The sequence below is a fragment of the Devosia sp. ZW T5_3 genome (assembly GCF_044987315.1).
Classification (GTDB): domain Bacteria; phylum Pseudomonadota; class Alphaproteobacteria; order Rhizobiales; family Devosiaceae; genus Devosia.
The window spans coordinates 51252-67888 of record NZ_JBJDRE010000010.1; the positions used below are offsets into that span (position 1 = coordinate 51252).

Consider the following 16637-nt stretch of genomic DNA (forward strand, 5'->3'; position numbering starts at 1 on the left):
TCTGCCCAGAGGAGGTCCATATCCACCTTGACATGCCCTTGGAGGCCAGGTCTGCGGAGAAAAAATGCCGTCGCTTCGATACATTGGGGCCCCCATTTGTCCTGTCATTGCTGTTTTGACGCTTGAGCCTGGGTAGTCCTTGGGTGCCGATGCAGATTATTTTTGCGCTGTGGCTGGGAGGCTGACGCCGAAAGCTTCTGCGTGCCTGCCAGCCATGCTAGATGTGCCGGATGCAATCGTCGTTCCGACGCAATTTGGGCCTTAGCGTGCGTTCATGAGCCTGTTCAGCCCATTGCACAAAATCTTCGAGTCCTGGCTCGATCCGTTCCGCCATACCGACAATCTGCAGCCGCCCGCCACCGGGCCGCGGTTTTTCTGGCATTATATCCGTCAGGCCAAGCTGCCCTTCCTGTCGCTCCTGATCCTGGGTGGCGCGGTGGCTTTGGTCGAGGCGGCACTATTTTATTATGTGGGGCGGCTGGTCGACATTCTCGATGCGGCTAATCAGGGCGAAGGCTGGGGCGGGCTGCTTGCCGCCAATGGCACCGAACTGGCGTTCATGCTCGTCGTCGTGCTGGGCGTGCGGTTCATCGTGACGTGGCTCTCCGCAGTGGTCGAAGAACAGACGGTCAATCTGGGGTTTTATAACCTGGTCCGCTGGCAGGCTTATGCCCATGTCATCCGCCAGAGCCTGAGCTTTTTCCAGAATGACTTTTCCGGCGCCATTGCCAGCAAGGTGTGGCAGAGCGGCGGGGCGGTGGGCGATTTCATGGTGGCCCTGCTCCAGGTGGTCTGGTTCATCGCCGTCTATGCCATCACCACGCTGGTGCTGGTCGGCCAGCTTGATTGGCGCCTGGGCGCGGCCGTGGCTTTGTGGATCGTCGCCTTTGCTTTTCTCGCCTGGTATTACGTGCCGCGCATGCGCAAGCGGTCCACATTGGCCGCCGAAGCGGCCTCCGCGCTGACCGGGCGCATTGTCGACAGTTTTGCCAATATCCAGACGCTCAAGCTGTTTGGTTCAAGCGACGAAGACGACCGCTTCGTGCGGCGCGGCTTCGACAATTTCCTGGGCGCCATGACCACGCTGGCGCGCACGCTGGTCGGGGTGCGCTCGGCCATGGGCATGCTGTCGGGCGTCGCTATAGCCGGGATCGGCGCGCTCTCCGTGCATTTGTGGACGCAAGGGCTGATCTCGGTGGGTGGCGTGGCGTTCACGCTGGGGCTGGTGCTGCGGCTTTACAATCTGCTGGGCCGCATGATGAACCAGCTCAACGGGCTGATGCGCAATTACGGCACGGCGCAGAACTCGGCCGAGCTGATCGCCCGCCCGCTGGGGCTGGTCGACGTGCCGGGCGCTCCGCCATTGACGGTCACGGCGGGCCATATCCATTTCGACGCTATCGATTTCCACTATGGCAAGCCGAGCGGCATTATCGATCATCTCGATCTCGATATCGCGCCGGGCGAGCGGGTCGGGTTGATTGGGCGCTCGGGGGCGGGCAAATCCACGCTGATGAGCCTGTTGCTGCGGTTTTACGATCTGGAGGGTGGCCGCATCACCATCGATGGGCAGGATATTTCCAAGGTCACCCAGGCGTCGCTGCGTGCCAATATTGGCGTCGTGACGCAGGACACCGCGCTGCTGCATCGCTCGGTGCGGGCCAATATCGTCTTCGGTCGCCCCGATGCCAGCGAAGAGGAAATGGTCAGCGCCGCGCAGATGGCCGAGGCTGACGAATTCATCGATACCCTGGTCGATTTCCGGGGTCGCACGGGCTATGACGCGCAGGTGGGCGAGCGGGGCGTCAAGCTCTCGGGCGGCCAGCGCCAGCGTGTGGCTATTGCCCGCGTGTTGCTCAAGAATGCCCCGATCCTGGTGCTCGACGAAGCGACCTCGGCACTCGATAGCGAGGTCGAGGCGGCCATTCAAAGCCAGTTGGAGCGGCTGATGGCGGGCAAGACCGTCATCGCCATTGCCCATCGCCTATCGACCATCGCTGCGATGGATCGGCTGGTCGTGCTGGAAAAGGGGCAGATCGTCGAGCAGGGTACCCATGCCGAGCTGCTGGCACTGGGCGGCCAATATGCTCAGCTCTGGCACCGCCAATCCGGCGGGTTCCTCGATCTCGACGCTGCCGCCGCGCAATAGAAAAGGCCCTCCCGCGAGGAAGGGCCTTTCTGGTTCGGTCTAGGGACAGATCAGAAGCTTTCCCAATCGTCCATCTTGATCGCGGCATTGCCCTGGGAGCGATAGGCCGCCGGAGCAGCCTTGCGGCGGGGCGGCGCAGCATGCCGCACCGGCTCGGCCGGCGCCTGATGCACCGAGAAGATCTCGACAATGCCGTCGAGCTGGATGGCCTGGCCCTCGGTCTGCTCGATCGAGGCATTGATTTCCTCGACCAGGGCGGCGTTGTGCTGGGTCATTTCGTCCATCTGGCGGACGGCAACGCCCACTTCCTGGATAGCGCTGGCCTGTTCCGAGCTGTCGCGGGCAATGCCTTCGAGCAGTTCGGAATTGGCGCGCACGCCGTCCAGCATTTCATCAAGCTTGGCAGCTGCGTCGGCCACGAGCTTGGTGCCGCCGCGCACTTCGAGCGCTGATTGCTCGATCAGCGCTTTTACCTCGGTCGAGGCCTGGGCGGAGGACTGGGCCAGGCGCCGCACTTCGACGGCCACCACGGCAAAGCCCTTGCCGGCTTCACCGGCGCGGGCCGCTTCCACCGAGGCGTTGAGGGCCAGCAAATTAGTCTGGAAGGCGATGTCGTCAATCATGCCGATAATGTTGGAGATCTTGGACGAGGAGGTCGCGATGCGCTCCATGGCCTGGGTGGCTTCGGCCATGACCACGCCGCCTTCTTCGGCCGAACGGGTCGAAGCAATGGCATTGTCGCTGGCGGATTTGGCGCGGGTCGAGTTCTGCGTGACCGTGGCGGCCAGCTGTTCCATGGCGGCCGAGGTTTCCTCGATCGTCGCCGCCTGCTTGGTGGTGCGCTCGGACAGATCATTGGCACCCGACAGGATTTCCCCGGTCGCGAGCTTGAGCTGGCCCGACGTGTCGCGCAGCCGCCCGACAATGTCGGAGAACTTGATCGCTACCGCGTTGGTGTCGTCCTTGAGGCGGCCGAAAGCGCCTTCATAGAGGCCTTCGACGCGTTTGGTCAGGTCGGCATTGGCGAGGGCCGAGAGCACCTGGCTGGTTTCGGCCAGGCCGGTATCGACGGTCTTGACCAGGCTATTAACGCTGCTGGCCAGGGCATTGAGTTCCGGATCGGGGAAGTCGGCGGTGACGCGCTGGGAGAAATCGCCTTCGGCGGCGGCATCGACCACCGAGCCGAAGGCGCTTTGCAGCTCGGTCATCATTTCCTTGCGGGTTTCCTCGTCGCGAATGATGCGGGCGGCTTCGGCCTGCGTCATGTGAGCGATCTTCTCGCCATTGTCGCGGAACACGTCGACGGCGCGGGCCATGGCGCCGATTTCGTCGGCCCGGTCGGTGCCCTGGATGGTGATGTCGAACTTGCCATCGGCCAGTTCGGCCATCTGGCCATTGAGCGCGGTGATCGGCTTGGTCAGGCTACGCACGATGAGCCAGCCGGCCAGCACCAGAACAGCGATGACGCCGAGGGCGATCAGGGCGCTGCTCAGCGCATTTTCCTGGTAGATGGCGTCGATATCGGTCTGCAGCACGCCCGTGCCGATGGCCCATGACCAGGGCGCGAAATTCTGCACATAGGTCAGCTTTTCGATGGCCGGCGCATCGGGATTTGCGCCCGAGAACATGAAGGTGGTGAAGATCGAACCCTGGGTGCGGGCGCCATCGGTATATTCTTCGATGAAGCGCTTGCCATTGGTGTCGGTGCGGTCGCGCATATTGGTGTCGACCACGGCGGGGTTGGCATTGACGATCATGACATAGTCATGGGTCACGGCGAACACATAGTCATCGCCCGAATAGTTGATGGCATGCAGCATGGCCTTGGCTTCGGTCTGGGCTGCTTCCAGCGTCATTTCGCCGGCCTGCACGCGCGCATCGTAATTGCCGAGCATGGTCACCGCAGTTTCGATGACGCTCTTGATCTCGGCCTTTTTGAGATCGATGAGATTGTTGTGAATATTGGTCAGCTGGTAGGCGGTCAGGCCGGCGAAGCCGACGACGAACAAGAGCAGCAGCGCGGACATCCGGCGCGCAATGCTGCCAGTCACGATCTTGAGCATGAAATGTGTACTCTGATGGGATTCGAAGAGGGAAGCGATCGGCTTGGGGAGCCGGGTGGGGAATCCGGCTAAGGCGCGGCGCGCGCGAATGCGATCAAGGCAGTGGCCTCCTGGCAGGGCATCAGCCGTTCTGGCTGGATGGGGCATGTCGTTCAGGCAAAACATGCAGCCCTTAGGTTAATTTACTGACAAGCCGGGCGGGCCTAGGGCGCTGTGAGCGCTCGAAAAATTCGACCTCGTGCTCAAACGGCCTGAGTTAAATTGTCGCACATTCGGAGGCGCCGCACTTGTTTGCACCGGCAGATCGGGGCATAGTCGCGCCGCTATCAAGCCCGTTATCAGGAGAGCGCAATGAAAGCCGCCATGTCCAATCAGAAAGGAAAAGTTCAACAGGACATGAAGCTTTATGCAGATCCGATTTCCACGGGTGAGGGCGCATGCACAGGCACGCCGTAGCCATTCTCTAAAACACTTCTTCGCAGGGTTTTTGCCGCAACCGCAGAGCAGCGGGGGCGAGCGCTGGGCCTATGTGCGAAAATTTCTCTCCTATTACCGGCCGCATCTGCCGCTGTTGGCGGCCGATCTTGCTTGCGCGCTGCTGGTCGCGGCGACCGCATTGCTGCTGCCGCTCTGCGCCAATTACGTCACTAAACAGCTGATTGAATTGCCCCAGGTGCCTGAGGCGCTCGGGCAGATCTATGCCACGGGCGGCTTGATGCTGGGCGTATTGGCTATCCAGGTATTGGCGATCTTTTTCGTCGATTACCAGGGCCACATGATGGGCGCCAAGATCGAGGCGTTGGTGCGCAAGGAATTGTTCGAGCATTGCCAGAAGCTGTCCTTCAGCTTCTACGACCGGCAACGCGTCGGGCAATTGATGAGCCGGATCACCAATGACTCGCTGTGGCTGGGCGAGCTGTTCCACCATGGGCCGGAGGATATTTCCATTGCCGTGCTCAAATTTGGCGGCGCCATGGTCATCCTGTTCTTCATCGATCCGATATTGGCGGGGCTGATCGCGGCATTGACGCCGCTGGCGGTGCTCTATGCGCTCTATTTCAATCGCCGCATGAATATTGCCCTGCGGCAGAGCAAGGAGCGGATCGCGTCGGTCAATGAGCGGGTGGAGGATGCCCTCTCAGGCATCAGGGTGGTGCAGTCCTTCGCCAATGAGACGATGGAATCGAGGCGCTTCGAGGCGGAAAATCAGCGGTTTCTGGAGAGCCGCCGCGAGGGCTATCGCAGCGAGGCCTATTTCTCCGCCGGCACGGAAACCTTCGCGCAGTTGGTGACCGTGCTGGTCATCGTGGTGGGGGCCGTGCGGGTGCTCACGGCGGGGCTGGGGGTGGCCGACATGCTGACTTTCCTGCTCTGCGTGGCGGTTTTGGTCGATCCGGTGCAGCGACTGGCCAATTTCGTGCGGCTTTGGCAGGAAGGTTATACCGGCTTCGTGCGGGCCATGGAGATATTGGACGTTGCGCCCGATATCGAGGACCGGCCTTGGGCGGTGGACCTCGACAAGGTGGTCGGTGCCATTGCGTTCCGCGATGTCAGCTTCCGCTATGAGGAGGGAGGGCCGCATGTGCTCAGCAAGCTGTCGCTCGACATTGCGCCGGGGGAATTCGTTGCCTTGGTCGGCCCGTCCGGTGTGGGCAAGAGCACGCTTTGTGCTTTGATTCCGCGGTTTTATGAGGTGAGCGGCGGGGCGATCCTGATCGATGGCAAGGATGTGCGGGATGTCACCATGGCCTCGTTGCGGCGCAATGTGGGGGTGGTGCAGCAGGACATCTACCTGTTCAGCGGCACGGTGACCGATAATCTCCGCTATGGGCGGCCCGATGCCAGCTTCGAGGAAATCGTGGCGGCGGCCAAGGCGGCCAATGCGCATGACTTCATCGCGGCGCTGCCGCAGGGCTATGACACCGATATCGGGCAGCGCGGGGTCAAGCTCTCGGGCGGGCAGAAGCAGCGGCTGACTATCGCACGGGCATTCCTCAAGAATCCGGCGGTGCTGATCTTTGACGAGGCCACCAGTGCGCTCGACAATGAGAGCGAGCGGGCGGTGCAGCAGGCTCTGCTCGAGCTCACAAGGGGGCGGACCACGATCGTCATCGCCCATCGCCTGTCCACGGTGCGCAATGCCGATCGTATCCTGGTGCTGACCGAGGATGGCATTGGCGAGGAGGGAACCCATGAGGCGCTGATGGCGGCCGATGGGCTCTATGCCGGGCTGCATAAGGTGCAGGCCAGCATCTAGCGCGATCCGGCCCGCGCCTTGGGGTGCGGGCCGGTATGGCGGTGCGGGCGAAAAGTGCTTATACTTGATAATATTTATTGATAGTATTAGCGACGAGCAGGGGTCTGGGGCCAACTTGTATGACAAGGCAAACCGAGGATGGGAGTGCTGCCGGCGCGGGCCGGGCGCGGCGGGGGCAATCGCGGCGAGTGACCATGACCGATGTGGCGCGCGAAGCGGGGTGTTCGCAGGCCACCGTATCATTCGTGCTCAATCATGCCCCGGGGATAAAATTGTCGGTCGAGACGCGGGAGCGGGTGTTCGAGGCGGCGCGGCGGCTGGGTTATGCCTCGGGCTCCAATGGACGGCAGGCGCGGGTGGCAGGCGGCGGACGGCGGATCGGGTTCATTGCCGACCAGCTGGCGACCAGCCCCGAGGCGGCGATTGCCATTGAGGGCGTCAGTACGGCGGCGCGGACCAGGGGCGACATGGTGCTGGTATCACAGAGTTTTAATGACGCCGAGACCGAGGCGGGTCTGGTGCAGGCCTTTGTCGAGCAGGGCGTGTCGGCGCTGGTCTATATGACGATTTTTACCCGCGAGGTGGAGCTCAATCCGGCGCTGCTGGGGCTCGATATCCCGGTGTTCCTGCTCAATTGCTATACGGAAGGGCAGTCCCATCCTGCGGTGGTGCCCAGCGAGATTGCGGGCGGGCAGCGCAGCACGCGGCACCTGATCGAACATGGGCATAGGCGCATCGCCACCATTACCGGGGAAATCTGGATGGAGGCGGCGCAGGACCGGCTCAAGGGCTATCGGCGGGCGCTGGCGACGGCCGATATTCCGTTCGACGCGGCGCTGGTCGTAGAGGGCGATTGGTCGGCCAGCGCGGGCTATGCGGCGACGCGGCAATTGCTGGCCTTGGCCGAGCCGCCGACGGCGATTTTTTGCCAGAACGATCGCACGGCGATCGGATGCTATGAGGCGCTGAAGGAAGCCGGGCTCGACATTCCGCGGGACATGTCGGTGATCGGCTATGACGACGAGGAAATCTCGCGGCATCTGCATCCGCGGCTGACCACCTCGATCCTGCCGCATCGGGCGATGGGGCAATGGATTGTCGAGCAGATCGACGAGCTGGCGGGGCAGGCGGCGGGGCGGTATCCGCTGACGAAGCTGGAGTGTCCGTTGGTGGAACGGGATTCGGTGGCGGGGCCGAAGGGGTAAGGGAGCCCCGATCCAATCCCCTCCCCCTTGAGGGGAGGGCTCCGCTTTTCGCTAGCGAAAGGCGGGGTGGGGGTGTCGCGACCTCCACGAGCTCTATGCCGGCGGATAATTCGACACCCCCACCCTCAATCCCTCCCCTCAAGGGGGAGGGAGGCGGATCGTGGCTCGCTTGGACCACTAACCCCTTGGCGGAGCGATGGATTCGCGTTCGATGAATTCGCATTCGATCTTGATTTTTTGCAGGCGCTCGTCCTGGTCGGCGGCCTGGTAGCCGTCGAGCAATTGGCCGACGGCCCAGCGGGCCATTTCGTCGTGGGGGAGGACCATGGTGGAGAGGCGCGGATCGAGATAGGCGGAGAGGTCTTCGTCGTCGAAGCCGATGATGGAGAGGTCCTGGGGGACGCGCATGCCCAGGGTGCGGGCGGCTTCGTAGCAGCCGATGGCCATGCGGTCGTTGAAGCAGAAAATGGCGGTGGGCGGATTGGGCTGGGAGAGCAGTTCCAGGGCGCGTTCGCGGCCGGCGCGGATGGTCCAGCCGCCCAGGGTGACCAGCTGGTCCTGTTGCGGAATACCCCATTTATCCATGGCCTGGCGGAAGCCTTTTTCGCGATCGACCGAGGCTTCGAGAATGGTTTCCCCGGCCAGATGCGCGATGCGGCGATGCCCCGCTTTGAGCAGGGCTTCGGCCGCGGTGAAGCCGCCCACCAGATCGCCCGGGACCACCGAGGGATAGCGCAATTTGCGTTCGTAACAATTGAGCAGGACCAGGGGCAATTCGCCGAACCTGTCGGGCACGCTGACCTGCCGGGTGATCAGCGAAGCATAGAGAATGCCAATGGTTTTCTGCGAGACCAATAGGTCGATGGCGGCTTGCTCGAGGGCGGGATCGGAGCGGGTGCAGAAGGTGGCGACGGTGACATCCTGCAGGGCGGCTTCGTCGCGGGCGCCGACGATGAAGGGCGGGGCGAAGGGGGTGGTGGAGACTTCGTCGATGATGAGGCCGATGACCCGCTGGCGGCCCTCGGGCACCGGGTGGGCCTTGCCGCGGCGATAGCCCAGGGTTTCGGCGGCATCGAGCACGCGGCGGCGGGTAAGCTTGGAGATGCGGGCATTGGTGACGCCGTTGAGGACCAGGGACACAGTGGCCTGCGACACGCCGGCCAATTCGGCCACATCCACCATGGTCGCGCGCTTTTCCAAGATTTTGGTCCCTCAAATCACAACGGCATTGAGCAGCCTTTTAGCTGAATTCGTGCACGGACTGTTAGCGTTGAGACTCGCAAATCGTGCCCCCTTGCCAGCACCGCGGAAGGGTCATAAGGTGATAATAATATAACTAATACTTCGAGGGATGAGGATGGAAGGCGCTCAAGCCAGAGCCGAGCAAACACGACCGGCGGCACGCCGCAGCCTGTCGCTGGACGGGGTCTGGCAGTTCCGGCATGAGGATGGGCCATGGCGGGAGACGCATGTGCCTTCGCCCTGGCAGGCCGAATTTTCCGACCTGGTCGATACCAGCGGGCGGGCGGTCTACAAACGCAGTTTCACGCTGCCCGAGGGCTGGGGCGTGGGCGAGCTGGCGCTGAAATTCGGGGCGGTGAGCTATTTCTGCGAAGTGCTGCTCAATGGCACCCAGGTCGGTAGCCACGAAGGCGCCTTCCTGCCGTTTGAAATCGTGCTGCCGGGCAAGTTGCTGAAGGCGCAGAACGAGGTCGAGGTGCGGGTGACCATGCCGTCGGCCGACCAGCGGGCCTATCCCGATTATCCGTTTGGCGAAGTGCCGCATGGCAAGATCAGCTGGTATGGCCGGATTGGCGGGCTGTGGCAGTCGGTGTCGCTGGAAGCGCGGGACGCACGGCATGTGCAGAGCGTGGCGATATCAGCGGGCATTGATGGCGCGGTCAGTGTTGATCTCGGGTTTACGGCTGCTGCCGTGGGGCTGCCGGTTCGGGTTGTTGTCGTGGATGCCGATGGCGGCGTCGTAGCGGAAACCGAGGTGGCGGCGGGCGAAAGCGTCACGGCAAAGCTGTCGGTGGCTGACCCAAAGCTGTGGTCACCGGATAGTCCCAATCTTTATGCGCTGACGGTGGAACTGGCGGATGCCGATGCGGCGACGCATAATTTCGGTTTCCGCAGCATCGAGGCGCGGGATGGCAAGCTGCTGCTGAATGGCGAGCCGCTGTATATGCGCGGGGCGCTGGACCAGGACTATTATCCGAACGGCATCTATACGCCGCCATCGCTGGAATTCCTCGAGGACCAGGCGAGGAAGGCCAAGCATCTGGGGCTGAACCTGCTGCGCTGCCACATCAAGGTGCCGGACCCGCGCTATTATGACGTGGCGGACCGCTTCGGGTTGTTGATCTGGACCGAAATTCCCAATGTGGCCAATTTCACCGCCAAGGCGGCAGCGCGGATGCGCGCCACCATGGAGGGTATTCTCCAACGCGACCGCAATCATCCTTCGATCATCGCCTGGACGATCATCAATGAGGATTGGGGCACCCGGATGCTCGAAAATGGGGAGCATCGCCAATGGGTGAAGGACACTTATGATTGGCTGAAGGCCAAGGACACGACGCGGCTGGTGGTCGACAATTCGGCCTGCTTCCCCAATTTCCACGTCAAGACCGATATCAACGACTATCATTATTACCGCTCGGTGCCGGAGCGGCGGCAGGAATGGGACGATATCACTGCCCAATTCGCCGCCGGCGCCGATTGGACCTTCTCCTCCCTGGGCGACGCCGAACGACGGGGCGACGAGCCACTGATCGTCTCCGAGTTCGGCGTCTGGGGGCTGCCTGACCCGAAGAAGCTGCGTCGCAAGGACGGAACCGAGCCGGACTGGTTCGAGACCGGTTCGCTGTGGGGCGATGGCGTGGCGCTGCCGCATGGCATCGAGGAGCGCTTTGGGGCGCTGGATCTGGACCGTACCTTTGGCTCGTTCGACGGGTTTATCGAGGCGGTGCAATGGTATCAGTTCATGAACCTGCGCTACGAAATCGAGACCATGCGCGAACATGCCTCGATCATGGGCTATGTCATCACCGAATTCACCGATGTGCATTGGGAGGCCAATGGCCTGCTCGATATCGAGCGCAATCCGCGCGTGTTCCACGATGTGTTTGCCAGTATCAATACCGATATCGTCATCGTGCCGCGGCCGGCGCGGTATTCGGCCTATGCCGGGGAGCAGTTGCCCTTTGCCATTAAGGTCGCGACGGGTGGGCTGAGCATTCCCGAGGGCGCGGTGTTGCGCTGGAGCGGGGCGGTGAGTGGCGAGCTGTCGGTGGGGGCGACGGGGGCGGTTTCGACATTTGCTATCGAGGCGCAGCTGGCCATGCCGGCGGCCACGGCAAACCAGATGGCGCGGATCGATTTCGTGCTGGAGGCGGGCGGGCAAGAGCTGGCGCGCAATTCCTGCGATATCGCCCTTTATGCGGCGCGCGGGACGAGCGAACTGCCCGGCATTGCGGCGGCTGATGCAAAGCTGGCGGATTACGCCAAGGGGCTGGGCTATCGCGTGGTGCCGGCGGGTGAGGCCGATATCGTGCTGTGCCATGCGGTGGATGGAGAGGACGTGGAGGCCATCAAGGCGGGGGCGCGCTATGTGATCCTGGCCGATGGCTCGGTCAAGACCAACAATAATCTGCGCACCGACATGCCGGATGGCGAGCTGCCGCATCGCAGCATCGTGGCCGATGGGCGCAAGTTCCGGCCGAGTCTGGATCAGCATTTGCCGGGGATTAGCCTGGTCGAGCGCGATGGCACGATCTGGCGCGGCGACTGGATTGCCGGGTTTTCCTGGGTGCGGCGCGATGGGCCATTTGCCGACATTCCCGGTGGGCCGATCTTTGACCTGAGCTTTTCGGACGTGGTGCCGCATCACCTGCTGACCGGGTTCCGGCCATGGGAATATGGCTCCAACGTGCATGCCGGCATGGTGGTGGGCTGGGTGCATAAGCCCGCAGCCATTATCGGGGAAAAGCGCGTGGGGCGCGGCGGGGTGGTTGCCACCACGTTCCGGCTGACGCGGGAAGCGCCCGGCGCCGATCCGGTGGCGGCGGCATTGTTTGACGCCGTGGTGCAGACGGCGGCGGAATTGCAGGTGGATCGCGGGGTTTTTGGGTGAGCACTTTCCCTTCTCCCCTTGTGGGGGAAGGTGCCCCGTTAGGGGCGGATGAGGGGGCACTAGCGCCGCTGCGGAGGAGAGAACCCCTCACCCTGGATTTTTGCTGAACGCAAAAATCCTGTCCCTCTCCCACAAGGGGCGAGGGAAGGGCCGGTGGGCGGGGCGACGAATGAGCCGAGAAATCGGCATGAATGGCCGAGGTGAGATGGCGAAAATGCCGCCGCCGGGGCCAGGAGGAGGAATGATATGGCCGATATCGTGCTGAACGAGGTCAGCAAGTCCTATGGCGCGGTGAGTGTGCTCGAGAAGGTGTCGATGCACATCAAATCGGGCGAGTTCATCGTGTTTCTGGGGCCTTCGGGCTGCGGGAAATCGACGCTGCTGCGGATGATTGCTGGGCTTGAGGCGGTCAATGAAGGGGAGATCCATATCGGGGACCGCCGGGTCGATCAGCTGCCGCCCAACCAGCGGGGCGTGGCCATGGTGTTCCAGAATTACGCGCTTTATCCGCATATGACGGTGCGCGCCAATATGAGCTTTGGGCTGCAGAATATCGGCACCGACAAGGCGGAAATCACCCGCCGGGTGGAGGATGCGGCGCGGATGCTCGAAATCGTGCCGCTGCTGGAGCGGCGGCCGGCGCAGCTTTCGGGCGGGCAGCGGCAGCGCGTAGCGATCGGCCGGGCCATCGTGCGGGAGCCGGAGGCGTTTTTGCTCGATGAGCCGCTGTCGAACCTCGATGCGGGGCTGCGGGTGCGGACGCGGGTGGAGCTGGCGCAACTGCATAACCGCATCAAGGCGACGATGATTTTCGTCACCCATGACCAGACCGAGGCCATGACGCTGGCGAGCCGGATCGTGGTGATGAACAACCGCAGGATCGAGCAGATCGGCACGCCGATGGAGGTCTATTCGCGGCCGGCATCGCGCTTTGTCGCGGCCTTTGTCGGCTCGCCGTCGATGAATTTTTTGGCCGTGACGGGAATTGCCGACAAGGGCGGCAAGGCGGCGGTGAGTGCGGGCGGTTCGGTGATCGACACGGGCATTGCGTTCGGGGCGCTGCCGGGGGCGGAGGGGCTGACGCTGGGCGTGCGGCCGGATGCCTTGCGGGTGGCGGCGGATGGTTCGGGGAGCCTCACGGGCACGATCGATATCGTCGAGCGGCTGGGCGACCGGACGCTGGTGCATGTGCGGCTGGGCGATGGCGCGCTGGTGGTGGCGGAGGACGCGGGCAACAGCCTGCTGGAGCCGGGCATGGACGTATCGCTGCGGGCGGACGGGGCGGCGACGCATATTTTTGGCGCGGATGGGAGAGCCTATCACGCCGGCTGATTTCGCATAACGGGGGCCGGGCGAGCGCTCAATGCGCCGGGCTGCCGACAGGAGGAGACATTGGGCATCCATTTCGGGAGGAGTGAATCATGCTGAAATCATTGAGACGATTGGCGCTGGTTTCGAGCGCTTTCATGGCCCTGGCAACCGGTGCCATGGCGCAGCAGAACGTGGTCTGGTGGGACTTTCTCGCCGGCGGCGACGGCATTCGGATGAAGGCACTGATCGACGGCTTCAATGCCGAGCATCAGGGGGAAATCCAGATCCAGGGCACGACGCTGGAATGGGGCACCCCGTTCTATACCAAGCTGCAGACGTCGGCGGCGATCGGGGAGGGGCCCGATATAGCCACCTATCACCTCAGCCGCATTCCGTTGGCGGTCGATAGCGGCACGCTGAGCGAAATCACCGACGAGGATATGGCAGGCGCTGGCATTGCCGATGGCGATTTCACCGCGGCGGCCTCGGACGCCGGCAAGGTCGATGGCACCCGCTATGCCGTGCCGTTCGACCAGCATGGCCTCATTCTCTACTATAACAAGGACATGCTGGGGGAAGCCGGCATGCTCGACGCGAACGGGCTGCCCACCGGGCTCGACGGGCTCGAGAATTTCGATGCCGTGCTCGCCAAGTTTACCGGCGAGGGCAAGTATGGCATTTCGACGCCGACGGGCGACCGCTATCGCACCATCTATAGCCTGTTCGGCCAGCAGGGCGGCACTATGTTCGACGAAGCCGCGGGCGGGTTCTTCCCGACTGACGAGGACCTGACCAAGCTGACCAATGCAATCGAAGTGGTCAAGGGCTGGGTGGACAAGGGCTATACGCCGGTGCAGGTGGAAAGCCCGGCGGCGCTGGCGCTGTTCACCTCGGGCCAAGCCCCCTTCTTCATCATGGGCAATTGGGAAGTCCCCACCTTTGTCGACCTCCATGCCAAGGGGGAATTGTTCGAATGGGGCGCGGTGGAACTGCCGACGCTGTTCGAGAACAAGGCCGCCTGGTCTGACTCGCATGCCTTCGTCATTCCGGCCAATGCCGGCAAGGAAGCCGATCCGGCCAAGCGGGAAGCGGTGATGAAGGTCATCGCCTGGATGGATCAGCACTCGCTCGACTGGGCCGGCGCTGGCCATATCCCGGCCTATAATGCGGTGCGCGACAGTGCCGAATTCAAGGCGCTGAAGCCGCAATCGGACTATGCCGGCTTTGCCGACACCGCCGTGTTCGACCCGCGCACCATTTTGGCGGGGCCTGCCGCGCCGCTGGGCGATGCGTGGACCAACTACATCAATCCGGCCACCACGGGCGATCTCGAACCCGCCGATGCTGCGGCGCAGATGCGGGATGATCTGAACGGGCAATTGTAGGGCCTTGGGGTGCGAGCATGGCTCGCGCCCCTTTTCCTGCGGTGTCATAGGCAAGAGCGGCGCCGTCAAGAGACCGGAGAACATCATGCTCAGGGATAAACGCCAGGAATATCTCACCGCCTTCATTCTGGTGGGGCCGTTCGTGCTGATCTATGGCGCGTTGTTCGTGTGGCCGACCATTCAGATGGCGCTGCTCAGTTTTACCAAGGCGCCGCTGATCGGGCCGGGGGAATGGGTGGGGTGGGACAATTATGTCAAAATCCTCAGCCACAAGCTGTTTCATTTAGCGTTCTGGAATACCGCCTATTTCGTTGTTCTGACGGTGATCCCCAATACGCTGATCAGCCTCGCCATCGCACTGGCGGTCAATCGGCTCAAGGGGTGGCAACAGGGCTTTGTGCTGGCCTGTTTCTTCCTGCCCTATATCCTGCCCGTCTCGGTGGTGTTTCTGGCATGGAACTGGATCATCGATGTGCAATATGGGCTGGTGCAATATGGGGTGCGGCTGTTCAATGGCGGCCAGCCGATTTCGCTGACGCGCACTATTCCGCTGTTCATGCCGACCGTGGCTTTCGTTACGATCTGGTGGACGCTGGGCTTTAATGTGCTGCTGTTCATTGCGGGCCTGCGCAATATTTCGCCGGAAATCTACGAGGCAGCGGCGCTTGATAGCGCCGGGCGGTGGCGGCAATTCACCCGCATCACCTGGCCGCTGATCTGGCCGGTGACGGCCCTGGTGCTGACCATTCAGCTCATCGCCCAGCTCAAGATTTTCGACCAGGTCTATCTGTTCTCGATCGGCGGGCGGCAGGACGCCACCATCGTGTTGGTGCAATATGTCTATAAGCTGGCCTTCCAGCAGAACAAGGGCGGGGAGGCGGCGACGGCGGCCATGCTGCTGTTCGGGATGATCATCATCCTGAGCGTCCTGCAATATCAATTGCTGCGCGCGCGAGGTCAGAAATGAGTGTCGAGGCTCTTCCCCGGCTGGCCGAGGCCAGCGCGCCTGGCGGGCGAGACCGCGCCATCGATATTGGCGGGCTGATCCTGACCATCATCACCTTCGCTGCGGCGCTGGCGGCGTTTTTCCCGATCTATTGGGCGATCATCACCTCGGTAAAGCCCGATGGCGAGGTGATTTCGGGCAGCAACAGCCTGTGGCCCAGCCGGTTCAGCTTCGACAGCTATATCCATATCTGGAACAACACCAATATCGCCATCTGGTACGTCAATTCCATGGTGACCTCGCTGATCATCACGGCTCTAGTGATCGTTAGTTCGGCCGGCTGCGCCTATGCGCTGAGCCAGCTGGATTTCCCAGGGCGGCGGGTGATCTATGTGCTGATCCTGGCCTGTTTCATGGTGCCGATGCAGGCGCTGATCGTGAACCATTTCGTGCTGATGGCGCAGTTCAAGCTGCTCAATAGCTGGGCCGGCATCATCCTGCCGCAGCTGATCGTGCCGGTGGTGATCATCGTCTACAAGCAGTTCTTCGACTCGGTGCCCAAGGAATTCCGCGAGGCGGCGCAGATGGATAGCGCCGGACATTTCAAAATCCTGTTCCGCATCTACCTGCCGATGAATTGGGGGGTGACGGCGGCCCTGGCCATCATCACCTTTATCGGGGCGTGGAACAGCTTCCTGTGGCCGTTCCTGGCGGCGACCGGGGAGGCCACGATGACGGTGCCGGTGGGCATTACCCAGGTCAAGGATGCCTATGGCATCATCTATGGCAAGCAGATGGCTTCGGCCGTGGCGGCGGGGTTGCCGGTGGCGATCGTATACCTGATCTTCCAGCGGCGGGTGACGCAGGCGATTATGCTGTCGGCTGGGGTCAAGGGCTAGCGGACCGGTGCTATTCAGCTGAGGCCGGGCTGCAAATGGCGGTGTTCTGCGCTTCCGGTGCTCACGTACTGATGTACGCTCCGCTCCGGTTCTCGAAAACCACCATTTTCGCCTCGGCCTGAGCCGAATATCGACCGGTCCTCGGTGGCCGAGAACGGTTTGGGTTCTCGGGTCGAACCCGAGGGAGAGCGGGGGCAGGGCTGGGACACATCTCTCCACATCGCGGTGTCGATGACCTTCAGCATGGATCCCGGCCTCCGCCGGGATGACACGGTGGGTGGGGTGGG

General features: G+C 62.6%; 10 protein-coding genes. 8 read left to right on the top strand and 2 right to left on the bottom strand.

The window, feature by feature from the left end; translation table 11 throughout:
- Positions 1-274 precede the first annotated feature (274 nt).
- Positions 275-2149 carry an ABC transporter ATP-binding protein gene (locus ACI3KW_RS13640; RefSeq protein WP_404848529.1) on the top strand — a complete coding sequence of 625 codons (1875 nt, stop codon included), beginning with the start codon at positions 275-277 and terminating at the stop codon, positions 2147-2149.
- A 50-nt stretch (positions 2150-2199) separates the two neighbouring features.
- Here ACI3KW_RS13640 and ACI3KW_RS13645 read toward each other — a convergent pair whose 3' ends face one another.
- Positions 2200-4212 (bottom strand): methyl-accepting chemotaxis protein, encoded by a 2013-nt coding sequence (locus ACI3KW_RS13645; protein ID WP_404848530.1) that lies wholly within the window; start codon positions 4210-4212, stop codon positions 2200-2202.
- 406 nt (positions 4213-4618) lie between these two features.
- On the opposite strand from ACI3KW_RS13645, the gene ACI3KW_RS13650 reads away from it, so the two are divergent.
- Positions 4619-6469 (top strand): ABC transporter ATP-binding protein, encoded by a 1851-nt coding sequence (locus tag ACI3KW_RS13650; RefSeq protein WP_404848531.1) that lies wholly within the window; start codon positions 4619-4621, stop codon positions 6467-6469.
- Between the two features lie 119 nt (positions 6470-6588).
- Entirely contained in the window at positions 6589-7674 is a 1086-nt protein-coding gene (locus tag ACI3KW_RS13655) for a LacI family DNA-binding transcriptional regulator (RefSeq protein ID WP_404848532.1), read from the top strand.
- Between the two features lie 177 nt (positions 7675-7851).
- On the opposite strand, the gene ACI3KW_RS13660 is transcribed toward ACI3KW_RS13655, so the two are convergent.
- On the bottom strand, positions 7852-8874 hold the full coding sequence (locus tag ACI3KW_RS13660; RefSeq protein ID WP_404848533.1) for a LacI family DNA-binding transcriptional regulator: 1023 nt from the start codon (positions 8872-8874) through the stop codon (positions 7852-7854).
- Positions 8875-9031: 157 nt separating this feature from the next.
- Between ACI3KW_RS13660 and ACI3KW_RS13665 the strand changes: the two genes are divergently transcribed.
- From ACI3KW_RS13665 to ACI3KW_RS13685, 5 genes are all read left to right on the top strand, one after another.
- On the top strand, positions 9032-11809 hold the full coding sequence (locus ACI3KW_RS13665; protein WP_404848534.1) for a glycoside hydrolase family 2 protein: 2778 nt from the start codon (positions 9032-9034) through the stop codon (positions 11807-11809).
- 246 nt (positions 11810-12055) lie between these two features.
- Complete coding sequence (locus ACI3KW_RS13670) at positions 12056-13141, top strand: ABC transporter ATP-binding protein (RefSeq protein WP_404848535.1); 1086 nt, start codon at positions 12056-12058, stop codon at positions 13139-13141.
- Positions 13142-13230: 89 nt separating this feature from the next.
- Positions 13231-14505: an extracellular solute-binding protein gene (locus ACI3KW_RS13675; RefSeq protein ID WP_262171615.1), complete on the top strand. Its 1275-nt coding sequence runs from the start codon at positions 13231-13233 to the stop codon at positions 14503-14505.
- A gap of 85 nt (positions 14506-14590) precedes the next feature.
- Positions 14591-15472, top strand: a complete 882-nt coding sequence (locus ACI3KW_RS13680) for a carbohydrate ABC transporter permease (protein ID WP_404848536.1) — start codon at positions 14591-14593, stop codon at positions 15470-15472.
- Entirely contained in the window at positions 15469-16350 is an 882-nt protein-coding gene (locus ACI3KW_RS13685; RefSeq protein WP_404848537.1) for a carbohydrate ABC transporter permease, read from the top strand. Before ACI3KW_RS13680 ends, ACI3KW_RS13685 begins: the two co-directional genes overlap by 4 nt.
- The last annotated feature ends 287 nt before the right edge of the window (positions 16351-16637 follow it).

Excerpts from the sequence above, each read along its gene's own strand:
- ACI3KW_RS13685 (WP_404848537.1), top strand. The coding sequence starts at position 15,469 with ATGAGTGTCGAGGCTCTTCCCCGGCTGGCCGAGGCCAGCGCGCCTGGC.
- ACI3KW_RS13670 (WP_404848535.1), top strand. The coding sequence starts at position 12,056 with ATGGCCGATATCGTGCTGAACGAGGTCAGCAAGTCCTATGGCGCGGTG.
- ACI3KW_RS13640 (WP_404848529.1), top strand. The coding sequence starts at position 275 with ATGAGCCTGTTCAGCCCATTGCACAAAATCTTCGAGTCCTGGCTCGAT.
- ACI3KW_RS13680 (WP_404848536.1), top strand. The coding sequence starts at position 14,591 with ATGCTCAGGGATAAACGCCAGGAATATCTCACCGCCTTCATTCTGGTG.
- ACI3KW_RS13650 (WP_404848531.1), top strand. The coding sequence starts at position 4,619 with ATGCAGATCCGATTTCCACGGGTGAGGGCGCATGCACAGGCACGCCGT.
- ACI3KW_RS13675 (WP_262171615.1), top strand. The coding sequence starts at position 13,231 with ATGCTGAAATCATTGAGACGATTGGCGCTGGTTTCGAGCGCTTTCATG.
- ACI3KW_RS13655 (WP_404848532.1), top strand. The coding sequence starts at position 6,589 with ATGACAAGGCAAACCGAGGATGGGAGTGCTGCCGGCGCGGGCCGGGCG.
- ACI3KW_RS13645 (WP_404848530.1), bottom strand. The coding sequence starts at position 4,212 with ATGCTCAAGATCGTGACTGGCAGCATTGCGCGCCGGATGTCCGCGCTG.
- ACI3KW_RS13665 (WP_404848534.1), top strand. The coding sequence starts at position 9,032 with ATGGAAGGCGCTCAAGCCAGAGCCGAGCAAACACGACCGGCGGCACGC.